At 68.4% G+C, this 24,625-nt stretch carries 25 protein-coding genes and 1 tRNA gene; 10 read left to right on the top strand and 16 right to left on the bottom strand.

Annotated features, from left to right (window positions below):
- Positions 1 to 52 precede the first annotated feature (52 nt).
- The 10 genes from AC07YZ_RS09960 to AC07YZ_RS09915 form a co-directional block, all read right to left on the bottom strand.
- Entirely contained in the window at positions 53 to 1,474 is a 1,422-nt protein-coding gene (locus tag AC07YZ_RS09960; protein WP_226491566.1) for a sigma 54-interacting transcriptional regulator, read from the bottom strand.
- A gap of 61 nt (positions 1,475 to 1,535) precedes the next feature.
- Positions 1,536 to 2,228, bottom strand: a complete 693-nt coding sequence (locus AC07YZ_RS09955) for a hypothetical protein (RefSeq protein WP_226491567.1) — start codon at positions 2,226 to 2,228, stop codon at positions 1,536 to 1,538.
- Complete coding sequence (locus AC07YZ_RS09950) at positions 2,218 to 3,636, bottom strand: sensor histidine kinase (protein WP_226491568.1); 1,419 nt, start codon at positions 3,634 to 3,636, stop codon at positions 2,218 to 2,220. Before AC07YZ_RS09950 ends, AC07YZ_RS09955 begins: the two co-directional genes overlap by 11 nt.
- 49 nt (positions 3,637 to 3,685) lie before the next feature.
- Complete coding sequence (miaB, locus tag AC07YZ_RS09945) at positions 3,686 to 5,023, bottom strand: tRNA (N6-isopentenyl adenosine(37)-C2)-methylthiotransferase MiaB (RefSeq protein WP_226491569.1); 1,338 nt, start codon at positions 5,021 to 5,023, stop codon at positions 3,686 to 3,688.
- Between the two features lie 119 nt (positions 5,024 to 5,142).
- Positions 5,143 to 5,523, bottom strand: a complete 381-nt coding sequence (locus tag AC07YZ_RS09940; RefSeq protein ID WP_494794623.1) for a hypothetical protein — start codon at positions 5,521 to 5,523, stop codon at positions 5,143 to 5,145.
- 115 nt (positions 5,524 to 5,638) lie between these two features.
- Complete coding sequence (locus AC07YZ_RS09935) at positions 5,639 to 6,337, bottom strand: class I SAM-dependent methyltransferase (protein WP_494794622.1); 699 nt, start codon at positions 6,335 to 6,337, stop codon at positions 5,639 to 5,641.
- Positions 6,334 to 6,894, bottom strand: a complete 561-nt coding sequence (locus tag AC07YZ_RS09930; RefSeq protein ID WP_494794621.1) for a YaeQ family protein — start codon at positions 6,892 to 6,894, stop codon at positions 6,334 to 6,336. The genes AC07YZ_RS09935 and AC07YZ_RS09930 overlap by 4 nt, the downstream gene beginning before the upstream one ends.
- A gap of 96 nt (positions 6,895 to 6,990) precedes the next feature.
- Positions 6,991 to 7,067, bottom strand: a tRNA-Met gene (locus tag AC07YZ_RS09925).
- 65 nt (positions 7,068 to 7,132) lie between these two features.
- Positions 7,133 to 7,561, bottom strand: coding sequence for a high-potential iron-sulfur protein (locus AC07YZ_RS09920; RefSeq protein ID WP_494794620.1), 429 nt, complete (start codon positions 7,559 to 7,561; stop codon positions 7,133 to 7,135).
- A 150-nt stretch (positions 7,562 to 7,711) separates the two neighbouring features.
- Positions 7,712 to 8,500: an enoyl-CoA hydratase gene (locus AC07YZ_RS09915; protein WP_226491573.1), complete on the bottom strand. Its 789-nt coding sequence runs from the start codon at positions 8,498 to 8,500 to the stop codon at positions 7,712 to 7,714.
- A 175-nt stretch (positions 8,501 to 8,675) separates the two neighbouring features.
- On the opposite strand from AC07YZ_RS09915, the gene AC07YZ_RS09910 reads away from it, so the two are divergent.
- The 4 genes from AC07YZ_RS09910 to AC07YZ_RS09895 all read left to right on the top strand — a co-directional run bounded on the left by AC07YZ_RS09910 (position 8,676) and on the right by AC07YZ_RS09895 (position 11,904).
- Entirely contained in the window at positions 8,676 to 9,482 is an 807-nt protein-coding gene (locus AC07YZ_RS09910; protein WP_494794619.1) for an enoyl-CoA hydratase-related protein, read from the top strand.
- A 6-nt stretch (positions 9,483 to 9,488) separates the two neighbouring features.
- Complete coding sequence (gene paaI / locus AC07YZ_RS09905) at positions 9,489 to 9,929, top strand: hydroxyphenylacetyl-CoA thioesterase PaaI (RefSeq protein ID WP_494794618.1); 441 nt, start codon at positions 9,489 to 9,491, stop codon at positions 9,927 to 9,929.
- Entirely contained in the window at positions 9,926 to 11,221 is a 1,296-nt protein-coding gene (gene paaK, locus AC07YZ_RS09900) for a phenylacetate--CoA ligase PaaK (protein WP_494794617.1), read from the top strand. Before paaI ends, paaK begins: the two co-directional genes overlap by 4 nt.
- A gap of 134 nt (positions 11,222 to 11,355) precedes the next feature.
- Positions 11,356 to 11,904, top strand: coding sequence for a hypothetical protein (locus AC07YZ_RS09895; protein WP_494794616.1), 549 nt, complete (start codon positions 11,356 to 11,358; stop codon positions 11,902 to 11,904).
- An 8-nt stretch (positions 11,905 to 11,912) separates the two neighbouring features.
- Here AC07YZ_RS09895 and AC07YZ_RS09890 read toward each other — a convergent pair whose 3' ends face one another.
- Genes AC07YZ_RS09890 through AC07YZ_RS09875 form a run of 4 tightly spaced genes read right to left on the bottom strand, consistent with a single transcriptional unit; the run spans position 11,913 to position 16,278 of the window.
- A complete protein-coding gene (locus AC07YZ_RS09890; protein WP_494794615.1) occupies positions 11,913 to 13,826 on the bottom strand; it encodes a M61 family metallopeptidase in 1,914 nt (637 codons plus the stop codon).
- Complete coding sequence (locus tag AC07YZ_RS09885; RefSeq protein ID WP_226491578.1) at positions 13,823 to 14,311, bottom strand: DUF3429 domain-containing protein; 489 nt, start codon at positions 14,309 to 14,311, stop codon at positions 13,823 to 13,825. The genes AC07YZ_RS09890 and AC07YZ_RS09885 overlap by 4 nt, the downstream gene beginning before the upstream one ends.
- A 17-nt stretch (positions 14,312 to 14,328) precedes the next feature.
- Entirely contained in the window at positions 14,329 to 15,042 is a 714-nt protein-coding gene (locus tag AC07YZ_RS09880) for a DsbC family protein (protein ID WP_226491579.1), read from the bottom strand.
- A gap of 51 nt (positions 15,043 to 15,093) precedes the next feature.
- Positions 15,094 to 16,278, bottom strand: coding sequence for an FAD-dependent monooxygenase (locus AC07YZ_RS09875; RefSeq protein WP_494794614.1), 1,185 nt, complete (start codon positions 16,276 to 16,278; stop codon positions 15,094 to 15,096).
- A gap of 84 nt (positions 16,279 to 16,362) precedes the next feature.
- Between AC07YZ_RS09875 and AC07YZ_RS09870 the strand changes: the two genes are divergently transcribed.
- From AC07YZ_RS09870 to AC07YZ_RS09860, 3 genes are all read left to right on the top strand, one after another.
- Positions 16,363 to 17,256: an MOSC domain-containing protein gene (locus AC07YZ_RS09870; RefSeq protein ID WP_494794613.1), complete on the top strand. Its 894-nt coding sequence runs from the start codon at positions 16,363 to 16,365 to the stop codon at positions 17,254 to 17,256.
- Between the two features lie 138 nt (positions 17,257 to 17,394).
- A complete protein-coding gene (gene ychF, locus AC07YZ_RS09865) occupies positions 17,395 to 18,486 on the top strand; it encodes a redox-regulated ATPase YchF (protein WP_226491582.1) in 1,092 nt (363 codons plus the stop codon).
- Positions 18,487 to 18,494: 8 nt separating this feature from the next.
- Entirely contained in the window at positions 18,495 to 19,268 is a 774-nt protein-coding gene (locus AC07YZ_RS09860; RefSeq protein ID WP_494794612.1) for an RNA pseudouridine synthase, read from the top strand.
- On the opposite strand, the gene AC07YZ_RS09855 is transcribed toward AC07YZ_RS09860, so the two are convergent.
- Both AC07YZ_RS09855 and AC07YZ_RS09850 read right to left on the bottom strand, forming a co-directional pair.
- A complete protein-coding gene (locus tag AC07YZ_RS09855; protein ID WP_494794611.1) occupies positions 19,253 to 20,425 on the bottom strand; it encodes an MFS transporter in 1,173 nt (390 codons plus the stop codon). The two genes, AC07YZ_RS09860 and AC07YZ_RS09855, sit on opposite strands and share 16 nt — an antisense overlap.
- A 59-nt stretch (positions 20,426 to 20,484) precedes the next feature.
- Positions 20,485 to 20,964, bottom strand: a complete 480-nt coding sequence (locus AC07YZ_RS09850) for a YqaA family protein (protein WP_226491585.1) — start codon at positions 20,962 to 20,964, stop codon at positions 20,485 to 20,487.
- Between the two features lie 148 nt (positions 20,965 to 21,112).
- Here AC07YZ_RS09850 and dusB point away from each other — a divergent pair, with 148 nt between their 5' ends.
- The 3 genes from dusB (at position 21,113) to purH (ending at position 24,154) form a co-directional block, all read left to right on the top strand.
- Positions 21,113 to 22,153 (top strand): tRNA dihydrouridine synthase DusB, encoded by a 1,041-nt coding sequence (dusB, locus tag AC07YZ_RS09845; protein WP_226491586.1) that lies wholly within the window; start codon positions 21,113 to 21,115, stop codon positions 22,151 to 22,153.
- Positions 22,150 to 22,386 (top strand): helix-turn-helix domain-containing protein, encoded by a 237-nt coding sequence (locus tag AC07YZ_RS09840; protein ID WP_226491587.1) that lies wholly within the window; start codon positions 22,150 to 22,152, stop codon positions 22,384 to 22,386. Before dusB ends, AC07YZ_RS09840 begins: the two co-directional genes overlap by 4 nt.
- Positions 22,387 to 22,555: 169 nt before the next feature.
- Positions 22,556 to 24,154 (top strand): bifunctional phosphoribosylaminoimidazolecarboxamide formyltransferase/IMP cyclohydrolase, encoded by a 1,599-nt coding sequence (gene purH, locus AC07YZ_RS09835; RefSeq protein ID WP_494794610.1) that lies wholly within the window; start codon positions 22,556 to 22,558, stop codon positions 24,152 to 24,154.
- Positions 24,155 to 24,625 lie beyond the last annotated feature (471 nt).

The following is a 24,625-nucleotide window of genomic DNA, read 5'->3' as shown; positions in this document are numbered from 1 at the left end:
AGCTTCCCCCTATTGATGGGAAAACTCCAGGGAAAACAAGGACTTGCAGCTGTCACTCATCGGCGACAGCATCACCGCCGGAACCCGCAGACCCGGGCGCCGCGTCGCTCTTGAACAGGCCGGGTGTGAGGGCGTGTTTCTGCAGCAGGCGGTAGAACTCGGTGCGGTTGCGTTGCGCCAGGCGGGCCGCGTCGGCCACGTTGCCGTCGGTCATCTTGAGCAGCCCCACCAGGTATTCGCGCTCGAAGCGCTGTTTGGCGTCGGCAAAACTCAGCACCTCCACCGAGGGCGTGCGCAGCGCGCGCTGCACCAGGGCCAGCGAGACCAGGGGCGTGGTGGACAGGGCACAGACCTGCTCGACCACGTTGTAGAGCTGGCGCACATTGCCGGGCCAGGCCGCCATGGTGAGCGCCTTGAGGGCCTCGGGCGCGAAGCCCGAGCTGCGCTTGCCGTATTTGGCGGCCAGCTTGGCCAGGAAATGGTTGGCCAGCAGGGCGATGTCCTCGCGCCGCTCGGCCAGCGTGGGCAGGGTCAGCGTCACCACGTTGAGGCGGTAATACAGGTCTTCGCGAAACTGGGCCGAGGCCATGGCGACTTCCAGGTCGCGGTGGGTGGCCGAAATGATGCGCACGTTCACCGGCACCGACTGGCTCGACCCCAGGGGGCGCACCGCGCGTTCCTGCAGCACGCGCAGCAGCTTGACCTGCAGGGCGGGGGGCATGTCCCCGATCTCGTCGAGCAGCAGGGTGCCGCCGTCGGCGGCCTGGAACAGGCCCTTGTGGTTGGCCACGGCATCGGTGAAGGCGCCCTTGACGTGCCCGAACAGCTCGGATTCGAGCAGGGCCTCGGGAATGGCGCCGCAGTTGACCGCGATGAACGGCTTGTTCGCGCGTGGGCTGGCCCGGTGGATGGCGCGCGCCAGCATTTCCTTGCCGGTGCCCGAGTCGCCGCGCAGCAGCACGCTGGCGTCGGACTGCGCCACCATGCGGGCCTCGGCCAGCAGGTCGGCCATGCGGTTGGAGCGGCTCACGATCTCGCTGCGCCAGGCCTCGTCGGCGAGCGAACTCGGGCTGGCCGGGGCGCCCAGCGCCAGGGCCTGGGCGATCTTGTCCAGCAGCTCTTTCGCGTCGTAGGGTTTGGTGAGGTAGGTGAACACGCCGCGCGCGGTGGCTTCCACCGCGTCGGGAATGGTGCCGTGCGCGGTCAGCAGGATGACCGGCAGCGACGGGTGGCGGGCGCGGATTTCGTCGAACAGCGCCAGGCCGTCGCGCCCGGGCAGGCGCACGTCGGAGAGCACGAGCTGAGGGCGTTCGATGTCGAGCTGGGCGAGCGCGGCCTCGGCCGAGCCGACCGAGGTGACCTGGTAGCCCGCCGACCCCAGCCGCATGGCCAGCAGCCGCAGCATGTCGGCGTCGTCGTCCACCACGAGCAGCCGCGCGCGCGGTGTGGCATGGCGGCCAGGCTCCTGGCTCACTGGACCACCCTCCGTGCTGCGCACTGCGGGGCTGAGCGTCTTCGGAACAGCCAGGCGGCGCTCATGGCGCGGCGGGGCGGCTGCCCGGAGGGGGTGGTGGGGGGCGCGTGGTCAGGCTGCGCTCGATCGCGCGCATGGCCTCCAGGCGTTCGTTGAGCTGCTCGATGCGGCGCTGGCTGTCGCGCAGATGCTGGCCCTGGCGCTCCACCGTGTCCTCCAGCCGGCGCAGGTCCTGCAGGCGTGCGGCGAGCAGGCGGGCCAGGGGCTTGAGCGGCGTGCTTTCGGGCGAGTTCTGGTTGACGACCCGTTGCAGCAGGCCCAGCGCACGGGCGGTGTCCACGGCTTGGTGCGTGTGCATCAGGGCCAGCGCCAGCTGCATCTGGCGCGGGGCCGATGCGCCCGGATCGGCCAGCGCGGCGATCTCGCCCGCCACTTCGGCGGCATTCATGGAGCGCAGGCGCTCGGTGTAGACCAGCAGCGAGGCCAGCGTGTCGGATTCGGCGGCGGTGCTGGTGCACAGCCCGGTCTGCGGAGCCGGTGGCGAATCCACCGTGGGCACCGCCGGCGCGGCGCAAACCCGCTCGGGCGCGCCGGTGCTCAGCGGGGGCGTGGTCGGCGCAGGCACCGCGCTGGGGGGCGGCGTCGTGCCGCAGGCTCCGAGGCCCAGTGCGAGGGCGAAAGGCAGCCCATGGCGGCCCGCACCCGCGAGAAAACGGGTGTGGCCATTCGTGGGGCGGAAACGATCAGGTGGCATGGGGAAGCTCGATGCGGAAGTGGGCGCCGTTGCGGTAAGGCAGCAATTCGATGCGACCACCGTGGGCCAGAATGTACTCGTGCACGATGGACAGGCCGATGCCGGTGCCGCGCACGGCGTCCAGCGGCTGACGCTCGCCCCGGTAGAAGGGCTCGAAGATGCGGTCGCGGTCCACCTCCGCCACACCGGGGCCCTGGTCGGCGATGTCGATCGAGGCCCGGCCCGGCAGGTCCAGCAGCCGCAGCTGGATACGCCCGCCGTGGGGCGAATAGCGGATGGCGTTGGACAGCAGGTTGCCCACCGCGGAGGCGATCTTTTCGCGGTCGATGTGCAGGAACACCGGCTCGCCCTCCACCTCCACCGTGAGCTGGTGGGCTTGCCAGTGCAGGCGCTGGGCGTCGACCTGGTCCTCCAACAGCACCAGCAGATTGGTGTGTTCCCGTTTGAGCTGGCGCGCTTCGAAGGCCGCCGCGTTGAAGCGCAGCAGGGCCTCGATCTGGTGCTGCAGCAACTGCGTGTTGTGCTGCAGGATGTTCACCACCTCGGCCTGGCTGGTGTTCAGCGCGCCGGCCACGCCGTCGCCCAGCACCGCCACGCCCTCGTGCAGCGAGGCCAGCGGTGTCTTGAGTTCGTGGGAGATGTGGCGCAGAAAGCGCGCCTTGTCGGCGTCGAGTTCGGTCAGACGCAGGCGCAGCCAGTCGAGCTGCTGGCTCACGCGGCGCACGTCCGACGGCCCCTGGATGTCGATCGGCGTGTCCAGCCGGTTCTCCCCCAGGCCGACGATGGCCTTCTCCAGCCGCTGGAACGGCCGCGCCAGCCAGACGCCAAAGGCCAGCGCCATCACCGCCGCCAGGCCGATGGAGCCCACCACCTGCTGGGTGAGCTGTTGGCGGCTGGTTTCGAAGCCGGCCTGCAGCGCGTCGTTGCGGTTGCCGATGATGGTCTGCACCTTTTGTGCGATCACCGTGCTGTGGCCGTCGAGCTCCCGAAAGGCCAGTGCCACGTCGCGCTCGCGCTCCAGTGCGGTCTCGGGCTCACCATCGAGCAGCCCCGCGATGTGGGTGAGCTGTTCGCGCCAGGGGGTCGAGAACTCGGGCGGCAGCTCGTTGTCTTCCAGCCGGTGCAGGATGTCCCGGGCGTTGCCCGCGGCCTCGTCGAAACGCTTGCGCAGCTGGTTGTCGCGCAGCACCAGCGACTGGCGCGCCGCGCGCTCCATGGTCAGGCTGCGTTCGCTCAGCGACTGCGCCGCCGTGGACAGGGCGATCGCCTGCGCCGCGCTCTCGCGGCTCTGAGCCATCAGGCTTTCGAGCGAAAACAGGGCCCGCAGGGCGGCCGCACCCAGGAGGGCGCCAATCAGCAGAAAGGCCACCAGCAGCAGTTGCTGGAATGAGAAGCGCAGCGTTTTCACGGCTGTGCGTGACCCATCTTGACCGGGCGCCCTGGGCGCCGCGGGGTGGTCATGCCACCTCGCCGCGCAGCGAGTGCGGGAAGGCTTCGGTGATGCGCAGGTCGATCATCTGGCCCACCAGACGCGCGGCGTTCGGACCGGCGTCGAAGTTCACCACCCGGTTGCACTCGGTGCGGCCCATGAGCTCGGGCGCCTCGGGGGTGGATTTGCGCGACGGGCCTTCGACCAGGATGCGCTGCACCGTGCCCTGGCGGCTGGCGCTGATGCGGCGCACGTTGTCCTCGATCGTGGCCTGCAGGTGCTGCAGGCGCTTGAGCTTCACGTCGTGCGGCGTGTCGTCGGGCAGGTTGGCCGCGGGCGTGCCCGGGCGCGGGCTGAAGATGAAGCTGAAGCTGGTGTCGAACCCCACGTCGGTGATGAGCTTCATCATCTTCTGGAAGTCGTCTTCGGTTTCGCCGGGGAAGCCGACGATGAAGTCGCTGCTCATGGCGATGTCGGGCCGGATCGCGCGCAGCTTGCGCACCGTGCTCTTGTATTCCATGGCCGTGTAGCCGCGTTTCATGGCCATGAGGATGCGGTCGCTGCCGTGTTGCACCGGCAGGTGCAGGTGGTTGGCGAGCTTGGGGATCTTGCCGTAGGCCTCGATCAGGCGCGGCGTGAACTCGTTGGGGTGGCTGGTGGTGTAGCGGATGCGCTCGATGCCGGGGATGTCGGCCACGTATTCGAGCAGCAGGGCGAAGTCGGCGATCTCGGCGGTGTCGCCCATCTTGCCGCGGTAGGCGTTGACGTTCTGGCCCAGCAGGTTGACCTCGCGCACGCCCTGGTCGGCCAGGCCGGCGATCTCCACCAGCACGTCCTCGAACGGCCGGCTCACCTCTTCACCGCGCGTGTAGGGCACCACGCAGTAGCTGCAGTATTTGGAGCAGCCTTCCATGATGGAGACGAAGGCGGACGCGCCGTCCACGCGCGCGGGCGGCAGGTGGTCGAACTTCTCGATCTCGGGAAAGCTGATGTCCACCTGCGGCAGCGACTGGCGCTCGCGCTGGTTCAGCAGCTCGGGCAGGCGGTGCAGGGTCTGCGGGCCGAACACCACGTCCACATAGGGCGCGCGCTTGATGATCTCGGCGCCTTCCTGGCTGGCGACGCAGCCCCCCACGCCGATCAGAACGCCTTTTTTCTTCAGGTGCTGTACGCGGCCGAGGTCGGAAAACACCTTTTCCTGCGCCTTCTCGCGCACCGAGCAGGTGTTGAACAGGATCAGGTCGGCTTCTTCGACGTCCTGCGTCTGCTCGTAGCCCTGGGCCGCGCCCAGCACGTCGGCCATCTTGTCCGAGTCGTACTCGTTCATCTGGCAGCCGAAGGTTTTGATGAAGACTTTTTTGCTCATGGGAATCGGGGCTCCGAAAGGGGCGTGCGGGCTCTGGCACACCGGTCGGTGGGGAGCGGGGGTGTCGGTGTGACGGCGGCGCTGGCGCTGGGGTGGGTCCGGGCGCGGACCCACGGGCTTCAGTTCTTGAGGTCGGCGGCCGTGGGTCGTTTTTCCTCGGCCTCGGCGGCGGTCAGGATCCAGACCTCGTGCACCAGGCCATGGGGCTCACGCAGGTAGTTCACGGTCAGTTCCTGCTTCACCAGCGAACCCGACATCACCAGCATGTTGTTGGTACCGCGGATGCGCGCGCCGGGCGAGAGTTGCGCGGGCTGGCCGTCGAGCGTGATGACGGGCGGTTGTGCCACCACCATGACGCCGCGCAGGGCCTGGGGTGGGAACGGGCGCTGTCCGGCGGTCTGTGCCTGGGCGGCGCCGGCCCACAGACCGAGCGTGAGCAGGCACAGGGCCAGCACCGTGGGGCGCCGGCCGGGGGCTGAGGGGGCATTGCAGCGGTTCATGGTGTAGATCCAGAGGCTGTGGGGCTGAAGCAGATGGCCAACCGGGGTTGGAAGGGCCGCATTGTCTCATGCGGCCCGAGCCGCCGCGACTCCCTGTCGCCTGGGCCGGAGCCGCTCAAAGCACCGGTTTGTGCATCAGGGCCACGTTGGGCGCCGGGATCTCGCAGGCCCAGCCGTGGTGCTCGGCCAGCCAGCGCAGCGTGGCCTCGCGGTAGAACACCACGTGGGTCGGATCGCGCCGGTAGTGCCATTGGGCAAAACGCGCGTCATCGGTCTGGAAACGCGTCATCAGCCCGAGCCAGCCGCCGGGCCTGAGCAGGCGGTTCAGGCGGCGGAACTCGTTGGCCGGGTGGTGAAAGTGCTCGGCCACCTCGGTGCAGGTGATGAAGTCGTAGTGCTGTGCCAGCGCCCCGGCGTCGGGCTGGAAAAACGGGTCGTACAAGGCCACCGCGTGGCCGGCCTCGCGCAACATGCCGGCCAGCGCCGGGCCGGGACCGCAGCCATAGTCCAGGCCGCTCTGCGCCGGCGGCAGGCGCTGCAGCAGTGGGGTGCCCAGTTGCGCCAGATGGCGCCGGTAGCCCGGGTCCTGCGCATCGTTGTGGTGCCGCCGGTATTCGGCCAGTTCGGCCTCGGCGCTGGGTCGCTGGTCCGGTCGCACGAAAGTGCAGTGGCAGTGCTCGCAGCGCCGGTAGTGCCGCCCGCCGACTTCCAGGAACGCTCGGCTGCCGGGGGCTTCGCACACCGGGCACGGCAGGCTGGCCGGTTCGGTGTCGACCGGGGCCGGGCGTGTCCCGCGTTGGCCGGCGGGCGTCACTTCCAGCGCAGCGGCTCGATGTGCACGCTGCCCTGCGTGCTGCTGAGGGTGAGCGCGCCTTCCTGCACCGTGGCCTGCAGCTGCATGCTGCGCTCGGCCATGCCCGCCAGGGCGGGTGCCACCTCGGTGGGCAGGCGCCAGACCTGCAGCTTGTCCAGCCGGGTCAGCTTGGTTTCGATGCCGCGCCACCACACGTCGGCCGCCGGGCCGAAGGCGTAGACGAACACCGCGTCGGCCTTGCTGCAGGCCTTGGCCATGGGTTTGTCTTCGGGCTGGCCCACTTCGATCCAGATGCGCTTGCGGCCGGTGAAATCGGTCAGTGACACGTCCGGGTCGTCCGGGTCCGACAGACCGGCGCCGAAAGCCAGGGTGCCGTCGCCGTGGCAGGTGTCCTGCAGTTCGTGGGCGTGGATGGCCAGCGCCACCAGCCGCACCATCATGCGTTCGTCGGTCTCGCTCGGGTGGCGGGCCAAGGTGAGCGCATGGTCGGCGTAGTAGCCGTGGTCGATGTCGGCGATCTGCAGGTTCGCCTTGAAGATGGTGGATTTGATGGCCATGGGTGAGAAGGGTAACCCCGCGCTGCGCCACCGCGCGGGTGGCGGCCCGGCAACGAAAAAAGCGGGTTCCGTTGCCGGAACCCGCTTCTGAAATGCTGGTGGCGATAGGTGGACTTGAACCACCGACATCAGCATTATGAATGCTGCGCTCTAACCAACTGAGCTATATCGCCAACGAGGTCGGCATTGTAGCCCAATTCGGAGCCCGAAAAATCGCCGGGGCGGGCCGCGTGCGCGGTCAGGCCGGTTTTTTCACATAGGACGAGCACCAGCCCTGGGCGGCGACCTGTTTGCCCGGGAACAGCGGGCAAGGTCCGGCGTCCGCGCCGGCCGTGCCCTGGTACAGCGCGCAGTTGGAGCAGGTTTGGTCGGCGGCGTGTTTGGGGTACTTGGTCTTGTCGGCACGGGTGGTGTCCGCGACGTAGCCCAGTGCCACGGCCGCGGCGTCGGCCTCGTCGAGCATCGGGCCGGCCCCGGCTTCGGGCGGTGCTGCGGGCGGGGTGGCTGGTACGGGCTCCTCCTGGGGCGCCATTGGCGCTGCGGGAGGGGCGGCTGGCGCCGCCTCGGGCGTGGCGGCGGGTGGCGGCGTGGCCTGGTCCGAACAGGCCGCGGCCAGCACGGCTCCTGAAGCGGGAATCATGAACATGAATCGGCGGCGCGTGGTCATGGGGCATCTCCTTGTTGGGATCGGCCGGGATGCACGCCCCATGCTCAGACCCCATCGGTCATCGCTTGCCAAGGGCGTGGAGCCGAAGCTTCTTATAAGCCCATGCCGCCGGGCGGCTTGTTACAGCCTGTGTGATGCCCAACAAGACGCTCACTGGTGCCGGAACGCCGCCTTGCGCTTGTTCACGAACGCGTCCATGCCTTCCTTCTGGTCGTCGGTGGCGAACAGCGCGTGGAACATCCGGCGTTCGAACATCACGCCGTCGGCCAAGCCGCCCTCGAAGGCGCGGTTCACGCATTCCTTGGCGGCCATCACGCTGGGCTGCGAGAACTCGCAGATCATGAGCGCGGCGCCCAGGGCTTCGTCCATCAGCTTGTCCAGCGGCACCACGCGGCTCACCAGCCCGGCGCGCTCGGCTTCGGTGGCGTCCATCATGCGGCCGGTCAGGGCCATGTCCATGGCCTTGCTCTTGCCCACCGCGCGCGGCAGGCGCTGCGTGCCGCCGGCGCCGGGGATGATGCCCAGCTTGATCTCGGGCTGGCCGAATTTCGCGTTGTCGGCGGCGATGATGAAGTCGCACATCATGGCCAGCTCGCAGCCGCCGCCCAGCGCGAAGCCGCTCACCGCCGCGATCACCGGCTTGCGGATGCTGCGGATGGTTTCCCAGTTGCGGGTGATGTAGTCGCCCTTGTAGACGTCGGCGAAGCTGTACTTGGCCATGGCGCCGATGTCGGCACCGGCGGCGAAGGCCTTTTCGCTGCCGGTCACGATCATGCAGCCGATGGCTTCGTCGCCGTCAAACGCCTTGAGCGCGGCGCCCAGTTCGTTCATCAGCTGGTCGTTGAGCGCGTTGAGCTGCTTGGGGCGGTTCAGCGTGACGATGCCCACGCGGCCTTGCGTGCTCACGGTGATCAGTTCGGGGGTTGTGGTGTCGCTCATGGTGTTTCCTCGGGTGGTGTGTGATGATTGACGTAAACGTCAACTATAGCGGGCCGTCCGATGCCGGGCCATCCAAGGGAAAACATTAACCGACCGATAGGTCGGTTAATGGTAGATTGCCGTTCCAGGCCAACCACGAGCGCTGCGGAACGACGGCGCCAGGAGACAGACACCCATGAACATCCCCGCCGCGGGCAGCACCGTGCTCTATGAAGTGCGTGGCGCCGTCGCCCTGATCACCCTGAACCGCCCCGACGCTCTCAACAGCTTCACGCGCCAGATGCACCACGATCTGTGGGCCGCGCTGGACCGGGCGGAGGCCCATCCGCTCGTGCGCGCGCTGGTGCTCACCGGCGCCGGCCGCGGCTTCTGTGCCGGGGCCGACCTGGCCGAGTTCGATTTCGAGCCGGGGCCGGACCTCGTGAAACGCGCCGACCCCGGCCCGGTGATCGATCAGGCCTTTAACCCCACGGCGCGGCGCATCCAGTCGCTGCGCATGCCGGTGATCGCGGCGGTGAACGGCGTGGCTGCAGGGGCCGGCGCCTCGCTGGCCATGACCTGCGACATCGCCATCGCCGCGCCGGGCGCGAGCTTCATCCAGGCGTTCAGCAAGATCGGCCTGATCCCGGACGCGGGCGGCAGCTGGTTCCTGGTGGAGCGGCTGGGCCTGGCGCGCGCCATGGCGCTGGCCATGACGGGCGACAAGCTGCCCGCCGCTCAGGCGAAAGAGTGGGGAATGATCTGGGACGTGCAGGACGACCCGCTCGCCGTCGCCATGGCATTGGCCGAAAAACTGGCCACGATGCCGACCAAGGCCCTCGTCGCCACCCGCGCTCTGTTGCGCGATGCCGGTACCCGCACGCTGAACCAGCAGCTCGACGTGGAGCGCGACACCCAGTCGGCCCTGGGCGCCACGCACGACTACATCGAAGGCGTGATGGCGTTTCGCCAGAAGCGCCCGGCGCAATTCAAGGGGGAGTGAATGCGCATGACGCCGCAAGAGCGCGCCGCCAAGGTCGGTGAAACCATGTTCGCGGCCGACGTGGCGGCGCGTGAAACCATGGGCATCGAGATCCTGAGCGTGATGCCCGGCCGCGCCGTGCTGCGCATGGCCGTCAAGCCGCTGCACCTCAATGGCCACCGGATCTGCCACGGCGGCTTCATCTTCACCCTGGCCGACACCACCTTCGCCTACGCCTGCAACAGCCACAACCGGAACGCGGTGGCGGCGGGCTGCAGCATCGAGTTCCTCAGACCAGGCCACGAGGGCGACGTGCTGACCTGCGAGGGCGTGGAGCAGACGCTGCAGGGCCGGCACGGCATCTACGACATGAAGGTCCGCAACCAGAAGGGCGAGGTGATCGCGATGTTCAGAGGCAAGAGCGCCGTCATCCCCGGCGCCATCTTTCCGGAAGAGGAGGGCGCATGAACCACTTCCCGCTCGAACCCATCGAAAAGGCCAGCATCGACGAGCTACGCGCGCTGCAGCTCAAGCGCCTGCGGGCCACGCTGCGCCACGCGTACCAGAACTCCCCGGTCTACAAGGCCAAGTTCGACGAAGCAGGCGTGCACCCGGACGATTGCCGCACGCTGGCCGACCTCGCGAAGTTTCCGTTCACCACCAAGAAGGACCTGCGCGACAGCTACCCCTTCGGCATGTTCGCCGTGCCGCGCGAGCAGTGCGCGCGCATCCACGCCAGCAGCGGCACCACCGGCAAACCGACCGTGGTGGGCTACACACTGAAAGACATCGACACCTGGTCTGGTGTGGTGGCGCGCAGCATCCGCGCCAGCGGCGCGCGGCCGGGCGACATGGTGCACGTGAGCTACGGCTACGGCCTGTTCACCGGGGGCCTGGGCGCGCATTACGGCGCCGAGAAACTGGGCCTGACGGTGGTGCCCTTCGGCGGCGGCCAGACCGAGCGCCAGGTGCAGCTGATGCAGGACTTCCGGCCCGACATCATCATGGTCACGCCCAGCTACATGCTGGCGATCGCCGACGAGTTCGAGCGCCAGGGACTGAACCCGCGCGAGAGCAGCCTGCGCATCGGCATCTTCGGCGCCGAACCCTGGACGAATGACATGCGGGTGGCGATCGAGGCCCGCATGGGCATCGACGCGGTGGACATCTACGGCCTGTCGGAAGTGATGGGGCCGGGCGTGGCCAACGAATGCGTGGAAACCAAGGACGGCCCGACGATCTGGGAGGACCACTTCTACCCCGAGATCATCCACCCCGAGACCGGCGAACCCGTGGCCGACGGCGAGATGGGCGAGTTGGTGTTCACCAGCCTGACCAAGGAGGCGTTGCCCATCATCCGCTACCGCACGCGCGACCTTACCCGCCTGCTGCCCGGCACGGCGCGCACCATGCGCCGCATGGAAAAGATCACCGGCCGCAGCGACGACATGATGATCGTGCGCGGCGTCAACGTGTTCCCGACCCAGATCGAGGAGCTGATCCTCAAACGGCCCGAGCTCAGCGCGCACTACCAGTGCGTGCTGAGCCGCGAAGGCCCCATGGACAGCCTGACCGTGCTGGTGGAGACGCAACCCGGCCTGGACCCGGCGAGCATCGAGGCGAGAGCGGCCGCCAAACGGCTGCAGCACGAGGTGAAGGTCTTCGTGGGCAGCCATGTGGAGGTCGAGTTGCGGCCCGAGGGTGGCGTGGAGCGTAGCCAGGGCAAGGCCAAGCGGGTGCTGGACCTGCGCGGGCGGTAGGACGAAATACCTCCCGCCGTGCCCGGCGCGGCGTGTCCGCAACAATTCCCTTCAAAAGTCCGGCCGCTCGGGGCTAACCCGGTTGGCAGCGCGCGCCTGCGGGCCTACATTGCGCAGGCAATCAATGGGAATCCATGGACAACAACACCCTGCTCGCCAAGACAGACAAGGGCCGTGAGGCCCTGGCTGCGCGCTCGCCCGAACTCGGGCCGAAGCTGCGCACGGTGCTGATCATGGTCGATGGCAAGAAGAGCGTGGCCGAACTGGGCAAGTTCGGCGGCGCGCTGGCCGTGCTCGAGCAGCTGGAGGCGGGTGGCTGGGTGCTCGAGGTGGATGCCAGCGGTCAACCGGTGGAGCGCGCCTCGGCCTCGGCCGAGGCGGTTACGGAGCCGGTCGCAGCGGCCACGGCCGAGGAGGTGGCGCCCGCCGTGGCGTCGGCACCCGCGGCCCCGGCCCCGCAGACCCTGCCGTATTCCGAGGCTCGGCGCATGGTGGTGCGTTACATCAACGACCAGCTCGGCCCCATGGGCGAGCTCACCGCCATCCGTGTCGAGGGTTGCAAGAGCCCGGCCGATCTGCAGGCACTGCTGCCCCGCATCCGGGACGCGCTGAGCAACTACCGCAACGCGGCCGCGGTGCAGCGTTTCGATCAGGAACTCGTGCCCCTGTTGCCCAAGCACTGAGTGCTTGATCAGCGCCCGAGCAAGCCGGCCACGGGCGCCAGCCACTGCGCCAGACGCGGCGCGTCGCCCACGCCCAGCCGCACGGCCTGGGTCGGGGCGGGCCATTCCAGCGGGCAGCGCAGCAGGCGTTTGTCGCGCGAGACCAGCGCCACCAGCTGCGTCCGCTGACCCCGCAACAGGTTGACCTCGTCGAGCTTGTGGACGCGCCAGGCTTCGGCGGCGGCACCGCGGCGGGGTGCCGCGAATTCCACGCCCAGCCATTCGTCTCCGGCGGCCATGCCCGCGGCTTCGGCGGCGCCACCGCGCAGCACGGTCTTGAGGGTGAGGCCGCCGGCCTCGCTCACGCGCAGGCCCAGCTGTTGCGCCAGCGGGGCTTTGTCCTGCGTCGCTTTGGCGCCCTGGGCCTGCAGCAGGTCGACCGTGGGCAGGTCGTCCGTGCCGTGCACCCAGTGGGCGATCTCTTCTTTGAAGCTGCGCCGCCCCAGTTGCTGCAGCACCCGCAGCACGTCGGCTTCGCGCAGTGGGCCACCTTTGCAGCGCGCCCAGAGCGCGCGCATCACCGCGTCCAGCGTGGTGTGGCCCTCGGCGCGCAGGGTCAGGTCCAGGCAGAGCGCCACGAGCGAGCCCTTGGTGTAGTAGCTCACCGTGGCGTTGGCGGTGTTTTCGTTGACCCGGTAGTACTTCACCCAGGCGTCGAAGCTGGCCTGGGCCACGCTTTGCATCAGGCGTCCGGGCGTCTGCTGGACCTGGTTGATGGTCTTGGTCAGCAGCTGCAGGTAGGTGTTGTCGTCGATCAGGCCCGCGCGGCGCAGGATCAGGTCGTCGTAGTAGCTGGTGAAGCCTTCGAAAAACCACAACAGCTCGGTGTAGTTCTCGCCGGTGTAGTCGTAGCGCTTGAACTCGGCCGGGCGCAGGCGCTTGACGTTCCAGGTGTGGAAATACTCGTGGCTGATCAGGCCCAGCAGCGTGGTGTAGCCGTCGGTGGCTTTCAGCGGCGCGGGTTTGTCGGTGGGGGGCGCAGGCGTTTCGCCGCTGGGTCGCCCCGAGGCGGCGCGTGGCGGTTCGCTGACTTTGGGGAGATCGGCCCGCTGGCAGATCAGCGCGGTGGAGTTGCGGTGTTCCAGCCCTCCGTACCCGTCGTCGCTGGCGTACAGCATGAACACGTAGCTCTGGAACGGTGGCGTGGGGGCATCGCCGTGCCAGAACGCCATCTGTTCCTCACAGATCCGGCGTGTGTCGCGCAGCAGGCGATCGCCGTCCATCCAGGCGCCGGCGCCGCTGACGACGAAGCGGTGGGGCACGCCGTGGGCGGTGAACTCGCCGCTCCAGAAATGACCCAGCGTCACCGGGCAGTCGGCCAGCTCGTCGTAGTTTTGCGCGCGGTAGTGGCCAAAGCCGTCGCCGTCCACGCTGTGGGGGGGCAGCCCGGTGGCCACCTGCCAGCCGGGCGTGGCCGGGCTGCACACCAGCTCCAGCGCCTGCGGCTGGTCTTCCTGGCCGAGCACCCGCAGGCACAGGCTGGTGGCGTTGAAAAAGCCCCGGGTACTGTCCAGAAAGGCGGTGCGCACCGAGTGGTCGAAAGCGTAGACCTGGTAGCGCAGCACCAGCGCCTCGTCGGGGCGGGCCTCGACCTGCCAGGTGTGTTTGTCGAGCTGGCGCATGGGCACCGGCTCACCGCCCTGGGTCGCTTCCAGGCTCTGCAGGTGTTGTGCGAACTCGCGCACCAGATAGCTGCCCGGTATCCACACCGGCAGGCTCAGCCGCTGCTTGGGCGCGGGGCGGTCGATATTGAGCGTGACTGCGAACAGGTGGGCCTGGGTGCTGTGCACTTCCACCCGGTGGTGCACCCCGGGGCTGGGCTGGGCCGGTGCGCTCGCGCGGGAAGAGCGAGAGGCGCTTGTTGGGTTGGTTTTTTTGCTCACAGGGCTCCTGCGCCAATGAAACAGCCGAGGGAGGCCACGGCCGAGAGCCGGAACCTCAGGGTGAGCCAGCGCTGCAGACCGGCCCGGGCGTACAGCCGGCGGTCCACCAGATAACACAGCACGAACAGCAAACCGAGCCAGGCCAGACCGGCGAACGGGGGCATCAGCAGGCCCGGCCAGGCCAGCAGCGAGGGCACGATGCCCCACAGGAAATGGTGGCGCTGGGCATGGTACGGGCGCTCGGCAGCCGCGGGCTGGCCTGCCCGGAGGCCGGCCAGCCAGCCCATGCCCCAGTGAATCCCGCCCAGAAACGAGACGATCAGCCCCGCATACGCGGCCAGTGCGATGGCGACCCAGGTTTGCAGTTCCGGCGTCACCAGCCAGAGCAGGGCCGCCAGCAGCACAAAGGGGATCAGCCCCGCGTGGCCCAGGGTCCGGACGAGCGCGGTGTCATGCGGGTCGTCCAGTCCGGCGCGGTCGGTCATGGGGCGGCGGCGTGGGATCAGGGTTTGGCTTCGGCCAGGAGCTTCTCGATGCGGTCGGCTCCGATGGCGCCGGGCACCCGCGAGCCGTCGGCAAAGATGATGGTGGGCGTGCCGGTGACGCGGGCCTTTTTGCCGAACTCGAAGTTGCGCGCCACGGCGGAGGCGTCACACTTGGCCGTGGGCGGGGTCACGTCGTTCACCATCCAGTCGATGAAGGTCTTGCCCTTGTCCTTGGCGCACCAGATGTTGCGCGACTTCTCGCCCGAGTCCGCGCTCAGGATGGGGTACAGCAGCACGTGCACGGTCACGTTGTCGATCTTGATCAGGTCGCGTTCGAAGCGTTTGCAGTAGCCGCAGTTGGGGTCTTCGAACACGGCCATCTGGCGCTTGCCGTTGCCGCGCACGATGGTGAAGGCGTCTTTCAGCGGCAGGTCCTTGAAGGCGATCGCGGTGAGTTTTTCCACGCGTTGCTCGGTCAGGTCCACGCGGGCCTTGGTGTCGATCATGGTGCCCTGGAGCACGAAGTTGCCTTCGGCGTCGGTGTAGAACAGTTCGCTGTGGTTGATCCGCACTTCGTACAGGCCCTCCATCGGCGTCTTGCGGACCTCGTCGATCTTCGGCAGGTTGGGCAGGCGCTCGGCCAGGTTCTTGCGGATGGTGGCTTCCTGCGCCAGCGCGCCCAGCGAGAGGGTGGTGATGAGCGCGAGCAGGAGGGTTTTGAGGGGTTTCATGGTGTGGCCCGTGGGCGTTGAAGGGTCAAAAAAAAGTGGTGGGGCTGGCTTTCAGCCCGCCTGCCCCATGGCCTGGCGGGCCAGCCAGTGCTTCAGCGGGCCCAGGCGGTCCACGCCCTGCATGCCCCAGTTGCGCAGGGACTGGATACGGCTGTCGGTCTGGGCGAACAGGCCAAACAGACCGTCGGTCACCCAGGCCATGGCGTTCACATCGGCCTGCCGCGCGCGCTCGTAGCGCCGCAGCAGCTTCAGGTCGCCCAGCTCGCGCCAGTACTCGCGCTCGTGCAGCACGCGGGCCAACTCGGCGGCGTCGGCCAGGCCGACGTTGAGTCCTTGTCCGGCCAGCGGGTGCATGGCGTGGGCCGCGTCACCGGCCAACGCCACACCGCCTTGGGCGGTGCGGGCGATCCAGCGGGTGGCGCGGGCCAACTCCAATGGCCAGGCCTGGGCCGGGCTTTCCAGTTGCATCTCGCCCAGGGCCTGCCCACAACGTTCCTGCACCGCCTGCGCCAGGGCGTCCGGGGCAGCCGCCAGCCAGGCATCGGCCTGCTGTGTTTCCAATGACCAGACCAGCGCCACGGAGTTCCCCTGCGCGCCACCCAGCGGCAACAAAGCCATGATTTCGCCGTTGCGGAACCACTGGCGGGCCACGCCGCCGTGCGGTCGGGCGCAGCGCAGCCGGGTGGCCAGGGCCTTGTGGGGATAGGGGCGCACCTCGAATTCCATGCCGAGCTCGGCGCGGGTCGCGCTGCGCTTGCCTTCGCAGATCACCGTGAGCGCGGCGGGCGGGGCCTCGCTCAGGCATTCGATGCCACCCTGGAAATGCACCGCGTGGGCCAGCCGCTGCTCCAGCGCCGGCACGTCCACGATCCAGGTCAGGGCGTCCGTGCCCTGGTCGGCGGCGCCAAAGCGCAGTTCGCCGCGGCCGTCGCCAAACACCTCCATGCCGGTCACCGGCGTGATCGTGGGCGGGGCGTCGGCCACACTGGCGCCAGCGGGCGCGAGCGCATCCTCGGGCCAGGCGCGCACCGAGCGCAGCAGATCGCGCGCGGCGGCGTTGAGCGCATAGGCCCGCACGTCGGCGCCGCCGGTGGCCGGGCGCGACGGGGCACCGACCAGCGCCACCCGCAGGCGGTCGCGCGCCAGCAACAGGGCCAGGGTGTGTCCGACCACGCCACCGCCTCGGATGGTCACGTCAAAACGCCGGTGCGTGGAACGGGGGGAAGCTTGCGACATGGCTGGATTTTAGGAGCAGGGCACAATCTGGCCCCGCGATGGCGGCGCAATGCCCTTGCCGCCCCGACAACCCTGGGTCCCGCCATGATCGACACCTCTCCGCCGGCCGATGTCCAGGCCACCATCGAACAGCTCTGGATCTACCCGATCAAGTCCTGTGCCGGGATTTCGCTCACCGAGGCCGAACTCACCGAGACCGGGCTGGCCTACGACCGCTCCTGGATGGTGGTGGACGCCCAGGGCGATTTCGTCACCCAGCGCGAACTGCCGCGCATGGCGCTGATCCAGCCGGCCTTCAAGCTGGGCCAACTGGTGCTGCGCGCGCCCGGCATGCTGGCGTTGCACCTGGCGCTGGACGCGGCCGAGTCGCCGTTGCGCGTGCGGGTGTGGGGCGACACGGTGGACGCCTACGACATGGGCGAGGTGGCAGCGCAGTGGTTCAGCGACTTCCTGGGGCCGGACGCGCCGGCCGGTCTGAAACGCCTGCGCCTGGCGCGTTTCGACCCCGAGGTGCGCCGCGTGTGCAGCCTGAAATGGACCGGCGGGCGCGAGGCCGTCACGCAGTTCGCCGATGGTTTTGGTCTGCTGGTGACCAGCAGCGCCTCGCTGGTCGAGCTCAATGCCCGGCTGGCGCAGGCCGGCCACGCGACGGTGGACGGGCGGCGCTTCCGGCCCAACATCGTGCTCGGCGGCCTGGAGGCGCACGACGAAGACCGGGTCGGCCCCATGCACATCACCACCGCCGAGGGTGTGGCGGTGATCGAAACCGTGAAGCCCTGCGCGCGTTGTCCGATCCCCAACATCGATCCCGCCACCGCCGTCTCCAGCCCGGCGGTGGGCGACGCGCTGCAGACCTACCGCCAGGACCCGCGCATGAACGGCGCCATCACCTTTGGCATGAACGCCATTCCGCTCGAAGGCCACGGCCAATGGCTGCGCGTGGGGCAGGCGGTGCGGGCCGACTGGCGTTTCGACTGAGGTTTTTGCCGGCCAGCGCGCCGCGCTCCGGTCGGGTGCGCAACGGGGCTCCACCACCGGGCCGCTTCTGGCCGGCGAGGCGCGCGACGGCCCGCCCTTTAAAATCCTGGGTTTCCCCCAGAATCTGAAAGCCCCGCCATGAGCCTCCAATGCGGCATCGTGGGCCTGCCCAACGTCGGCAAGTCCACCCTTTTCAACGCGCTGACCAAAGCCGGCATCGCCGCCGAGAACTACCCCTTCTGCACCATCGAGCCCAACACCGGCGTGGTGGAGGTGCCCGATCCGCGGCTGGCGCAGCTGTCGGAGATCGTCAAGCCCGAGCGCGTGGTGCCGGCCATCGTCGAGTTCGTGGACATCGCCGGCCTGGTGGCCGGGGCCAGCACGGGTGAAGGCCTGGGCAACAAGTTTCTCGCGCACATCCGCGAAACCGACGCCATCGTCAACGTGGTGCGCTGCTTCGAAGACGACAACGTGATCCACGTCGCCAACAAGGTGGACCCGATCGCCGACATCGAGGTGATCCAGACCGAACTCTGTCTGGCCGATCTGGCCTCGGTGGAAAAAGCCATCCACCGCGTGAGCAAGACCGCGCGGTCGGGCGACAAGGAGTCGATCAAGCAGCTCGCCATTCTGGAAAAATGCCAGACCGCGCTGAACGACACCCAGCCGGTGCGCACCATCGACTTCAGCAAGGAAGAGCAGGCCCAGCTCAAGCAGTTCTTCCTGATCACGGCCAAACCCGCGATGTTCGTGGCCAACGTGTCGGAAGACGGTTTCGAGAACAACCCGTTCCTGGACCGCCTGCGCGCCTTCGCCGAGAAGCAGAACGCGCCCGTGGTGGCCATCTGCGCCAAGATTGAGGCCGAACTCTCCGAGATGGACGACGCCGACCGGCTCGAATTCCTGAAGGAACTGGGCCAGGACGAACCGGGCCTGAACCGCCTGATCCGCGCCGCCTACAAGCTGCTGGGCCTGCAGACCTACTTCACCGCCGGTGTGAAGGAAGTGCGCGCCTGGACCATCCACGTCGGCGACACCGGCCCGCAGGCGGCCGGCGTGATCCACACCGATTTCGAGAAGGGCTACATCCGCGCCCAGACCATCGCCTTCGACGACTTCATCGCCTACAAGGGCGAGCAGGGCGCGAAGGATGCCGGCAAGATGCGCGCCGAAGGCAAGGACTACGTCGTCAAGGATGGCGACGTGATGAACTTCCTGTTCTCGTCCTGAACGCGCCCATGTCCGACACCGGCCGGTCCGAACCCCAACGCCTGGCCAAACGCCTGGCCGCCCAACTGCCCTGTTCGCGCAGCGACGCCGAGCGCTACATCGCCGGGGGCTGGGTGCGCGTGGACGGCGTGGTGGTCGAAGAGCCCATGGCGCGGGTGCACGACGGCCAGACCGTGGCGCTGGACCCCAAGGCCAAGCTGGAATCGCTCGACTCCGTGACGCTGATCTGGCACAAGCCCGCGGGCCGGGTGCTGCCGGAAGGCTCGCCGCTGCCCGATGCGCTGGCGGCCGAGCTGTTCACCAGCCAGAATCGGTTCAAGGGCGACCGCTCGGGCGTGCGCCCGCTCAAGGCCCACCGCCACAAGCTGCTGCCGGTGGCGCCCTTGTCCACCCCCATGAGCGGCCTGATGGTGTTCACCCAGAACCCTGGCGTGGCGCGCAAGATCTCGGACGAATCGGCGCAACTCGAACACGAGTGGCTGGTCGAGGTCGCGGCCGATCCCGAACTCGACGACGAAGCCCGGCGCGAGGCGGTGTTGAAGTCGATCGGCAAGGCCCTGTTTTTCGACGGCTGGAGCCTGCCTTCGGCGCGCGCGAGCTGGCAGAGCGAACACCGCCTGCGCCTGGCCATCAAGGGCACGCGGCCGGGCCAGGTGGAGCACCTGTGTGAACGGGCGGGCCTGCAACTGGTGGCGGTTCGGCGCCTGCGCATGGGCCGGGTCGCGCTCACGGGGTTGCCTGTGGGCGAGTGGCGCTACCTGCTGGGTTACGAACGTTTTTGAAATCGGCTGGCCCAGACGCTCAGGGCCATCGCGAGGATCAGCACCACCAGCCCCACCTGGTGCAGGCGCAGCATGTGCCCTTGCGCGATCAGGAGGCCGCCCAGCGCGGCGCCCAGCGCCTGTCCACCGTACATGGCGGAGGTGTTGAGCGCGACCGTGGCCGGGGCCAGTGCCGGCGAGAGGTGGACCAGTCGGGCCTGCTGCGCCGAGTTGCAGGCGAAACAGCCCAGCGCCCAGGGCACCAGCACCAGCGCCTGTTGCCAGACGCCCGCCCGACCCAGCGGCCAGAACAGCAGGCTCAGCACCATGGCACCGAGCGTGAGCAACACGGCGCGCGCTGCGCCGATGCGGTCGATCCAGCGCGAAAGACCCACGTTGCCGGCCAGGCCAAAGGCGCCGAACCACAGGAACATCAGCGAGAGCGCTGCGCCGCCCAGGCCGAGGGTCTGGAGGAAATACGGTGCGAAGTAGGAAAACAACGCGAACTGGCCAAAGGCCGAGAGCAGCGTGACACCCACGGCGAGCATGAGCGACGCCGAGCCCAGGGCCTGCCCCCAGGCCTGGCGCGACAGCGCCGCCGGGCGGATGCCGTCGGGCATTTCGCGCCACACCCATGCGGCGCTGACCAGCGACATCAGGGCCACCAGACCAAAGGCCCAGCGCCAGCCCAGCGTGCCGCCGATCCAGGCCGACAGCGGCATGCCCATGACGGACGCCACCGACCAGCCGAGGAAGACAAAGGTGATGGCGCGCCCGCGCTGGTGGGGCGGCACCAGCAGACCCACGCTGGCGGCGGCCTGTGGGGTGAAGACGGCGGGCGCGATCACCGCGAGCACCCGCAGCGGCAACAGCGTGGCGTAGTTCGGGGCCAGCGCGCAGATGCCGGTCAGCAGGGCGTACCAGAGCAGCGAGAGCGTGAGCAGGCGCCGGCGGTCCCAGCCCGCCACGAGGGTGGCGAAGGCGGGTGCGCCCAGACCCATGAGGATGGCGGCTGCGGTGATGAGTTGACCGGCCTGCGGAATCGACACATTCAACGAGGCGCTGATGTCGTTGAGCGTGCCCGGCACCACCATGACGCCGGTGCCGATCACGAAGTTGCCCAGCATCAGGGCCCACAGGGCGCGGGGCAGGGGGGCTTCGGTGGGCGGACGGGTCATGGGTGTGGTGCGGCAGGGACAGGCGCAGTATCGACGCGATCGCGCCGGGAGCGCACGGCTCAGAGTCCCCCGGGGAACACCCAGACCAGGGCGACGGTCATGGTCAGGTAGCGCGCGAACTTGCCCACCGCCATCCAGGCCAGGCACGGCCAGAACGGCAGCTTGAGCCAGCCCGCAACGGCGCACAGCGGGTCGCCGACGCCGGGCAGCCACGACAGCAGGCAGGCCTTGGGGCCGAAGCGTTCCAGCCAGTCCACGGCGCGCAGGTGGGTGGGCGTGCCGTGGCGTGCTCTGTCCACCGCCTTGTGCGCGCCGTAACCCATCCACCAGCTCACCGCGCCACCCAGGGTATTGCCCGCTGTGGCCACCACAATGGCGGGCCAGAACAACTCCGGGTTGAGTTTGATGAGGGCGAACACCGCGGGTTCGGACCCCAGCGGCAGCAGCGTGGCCGAGACGAACGCCACCACGAAAATCGTGCCCAGACCGACTTCGGGCAGGGCCAGCAGGTGCAGCAGGGACAGGAGCCAGTCGGGCATGAAGCGGGTGTGAAAGCGGCCGGCGCCGCGGTGGGGCGAGAGGATATCGCCTGCTGAAAAAACAGGCAGATACAATGCCCTTCCTTCCTGCCCGGAAAAGTCCGGCGCGCGGGCCTCCACCGCAGTTCCACCCGATTCTCCCACCGCCATGCAACTGGGTCCGTACACCCTGCCCAATGCCCTGTTCGTCGCACCCATGGCGGGGGTGACGGACCGGCCGTTTCGCAAGCTCTGCAAACGGCTCGGGGCGGGCTACGCGGTGAGCGAAATGGTGACTTCGCGCCCGGACCTGCAGGACAGTCTGAAGACCTCGCGCCGCGCCGACCACAGCGGCGAGCCCGGGCCCATCGCGGTGCAGATCGCCGGCACCGACGCGGCCATGATGGCCGACGCCGCGCGCTACAACATCGACCGCGGCGCGCAGATCATCGACATCAACATGGGCTGCCCGGCCAAGAAGGTCTGCAACAAATGGGCCGGTTCTGCGTTGATGCAGGACGAGACCCTGGCGCTGGAGATCGTGCAAGCCGTGGTGGCCGCCGCCGCGCCGCACGGTGTGCCGGTCACCCTCAAGATGCGCACCGGCTGGTGTGTCAACGGCCGGAACGCGCCGACCATCGCGCTGGCCGCTGAAGCCGCCGGGGTGCAGATGCTGACCGTGCATGGCCGCACCCGCGAACAGGGCTACAAGGGCGAAGCCGAACACGACACCGTGGCCCACATCAAGAGCCGGGTGCGCATCCCGGTGGTGGCCAACGGCGACATCACCAACCCGCAGAAGGCGCGCGAGGTGCTGCAGCGCACCGGCGCCGACGCGATCATGATCGGCCGTGCCGCGCAGGGCCGGCCCTGGATCTTCCGCGAGATCGCGCACTATCTGGCCACCGGTGAAGAACTGCCGCCGCCCGACCTGCTGGAGGTCAAGGCCTGGCTGCTCGATCACCTGGAAGACCACTACAGCCTGTATGGCGAATTCACCGGCGTGCGCAGCGCGCGCAAGCACCTGGGCTGGTACGCGCAGGCGCTGCCCTTGCCCAGCGGCGCGGCCGCGCTGTTCCGCGGGCACATCAACACCCTGGCGAGCGCGCAGGCACAACTGGCCTGCGTGCGCGACAGCTTCGATGCCTGGGCCGCCGCCGGAACCGACGAGACAACCCCCCAAGAAGAAAACTGGAAACTGGCCGCATGAGCAACCACAACCTGCACGACTGTGTTCGTGCCAGCCTGGAAGACTATTTCCGCGATCTCAACGGCACCGACCCGGCCGGCCTGCACGACATGCTGGTCAAGGCGGTCGAAAAGCCCTTGCTCGAAGTCGTGATGCAGCAGTCGCAGAACAACCAGTCGCGCGCCGCGCAATGGCTGGGCCTGAACCGCAACACCCTGCGCAAGAAGCTGCTGGAGCACAAGCTGATTGATTGATTGCGAAACACCCCCGCAGCGCTTCGCGCTACCCCCTCAAGGGGGCAACACCAGCGGCCCGGCGAAGCCGGTTCCGCGGTGTTTCCCGGTTGGGGCTGTTGCAAGCGGTGCGGGGCACGCTCCGGTGTGATGTAAAACCGATTTGAAACTTCCCCACCCAAAGCTCCCTATGCGCGCACTTATCTCCGTCTCCGACAAGACCGGCATCGTCGAACTGGCCCAGACCCTGCACGGCCTGGGCGTGTCCCTCATCTCCACCGGCGGTACCGCCAAGCTGCTGGCCGACAAAGGCCTGCCGGTCACCGAAGTGGCCGAAGTCACGGCCTTTCCCGAGATGCTGGACGGCCGCGTCAAGACCCTGCACCCCAAGGTGCACGGCGGCCTGCTGGCGCGCCGCGATGTGCCCGAGCACATGGCGGCCTTGAAGACGCACGGCATCGACACCATCGACCTGCTGATCGTCAACCTCTACCCGTTCGAGGCCACCGTGGCCAAGCCAGGCTGCACGCTGGAAGACGCGATCGAGAACATCGACATCGGCGGCCCGGCCATGGTGCGCAGCGCGGCCAAGAACTGGAAGGACGTGGGCGTGGTGACCGACGCCAGCCAGTACGCCGCCGTGGTGGCCGAACTCAATGCCAGCGGAAAACTCAGCGACAAGCTGCGTTTTGAACTGTCCGTGGCCGCGTTCAACCGGATCGCCCAATACGACGGCGCGATCAGCGACTACCTCTCCAGCGTGAAGTTCGAAGAAGACAAGCTGGGCGAGTCCTACGTGCCCGAGCGCGCCCTGTTCGCTGGTCAGTCCAACGGCCATTTCATCAAGGTGCAGGACCTGCGCTACGGTGAAAACAGCCACCAGCAGGCCGCGCTGTACCGCGACCTCTACCCCGCGCCCGGCTCGCTGGTGACGGGCGTGCAACTGCAGGGCAAGGAGCTGAGCTACAACAACATCGCCGACGCCGATGCGGCCTGGGAATGCGTCAAGAGCTTTGACACCCCGGCCTGCGTGATCGTCAAGCACGCGAACCCCTGCGGCGTGGCCGTGGGCGCCAACGCTTTTGAAGCCTATTCCAAGGCCTTCCAGACCGACCCCACCAGCGCCTTCGGCGGCATCATCGCCTTCAACCGCCCGGTGGACAAAGCCGCGGCCGAGGCCGTGAGCAAGCAGTTCGTGGAGGTGCTGATGGCGCCCGACTTCAGTGCCGACGCACTGGAGATCTTCAAGGCCAAGGTCAATGTGCGTCTGATGAAGATCGCCTTGCCCGCCGGCGGCAAGACCGACTGGGAGCAGGGCCGCAACGCCATCGAGTCCAAGCGTGTGGGGTCGGGCCTGCTGCTGCAGACCGCCGACAACCACGAACTGGCACTGGCCGATCTGAAGGTGGTGACCGTCAAACAACCGACGCCCGAAGAACTGCAGGACCTGATGTTCGCGTGGAAGGTGGCGAAATTCGTGAAGTCCAACGCCATCGTGTTCTGCAAGAACGGCATGACCATGGGCGTGGGCGCCGGCCAGATGAGCCGCCTGGATTCGGCCCGCATCGCCAGCATCAAGGCCGAACACGCCCAGCTGAGCCTGCAGGGAACGGCCGTGGCGAGCGACGCCTTCTTCCCGTTCCGTGACGGGCTGGACGTGGTGGTGGACGCGGGCGCGACCTGCGTCATTCAGCCCGGCGGCTCGATGCGCGATCAGGAAGTGATCGACGCGGCCAACGAGCGTGGTGTGGTGATGGTCTATTCGGGCGTGCGCCACTTCCGTCATTGAACCATCGGGCGCTTCGTGAGAAGTGCCTTGCTCCCTCTCCCCCGGGAGAGGGTTGGGGTGAGGGCTCTTCGGAGTTCTTTTCTTTTTCTGCGGCGGTTTCTCAAGTGTGGGGCTTCTCGCCTGCACGGTGGGAGGGCAGGGGGTCGGGGCATCCGCTCTCCGGCTCACCTCGCGGGCGGCTGTTCGGGTCTGCTTCTGTTTCTTCGTGAACGCCGGAGGGGCGCTCGATGTCTGGGGCAACCGCGAATGGAGCCTGCGACCGGACTGCCCCAACCCCCTGCCCCGCTGACGGGTGGGTGCGTCAACAGAAAATACCTTGGGGTGCCGGGACGGGTGTTTGCGGGAGTGCCCACGCGCATTTGAAGGTGGGTGGTGCGGGCTGACGGGCGCAGGCTCCATTCGCGGTTGCCACTGAGCCGGCGTGCCGGCGGCGCCGTTGACGAACCCATGTTGGCGCACCAGAAGCCGCCG

This window comes from Hydrogenophaga sp. GW101-3F08, from assembly GCF_059424585.1.
The sequence above is the reverse complement of the archived record's forward strand: the minus strand, read 5'-3'. Positions and strand labels throughout refer to the sequence as shown.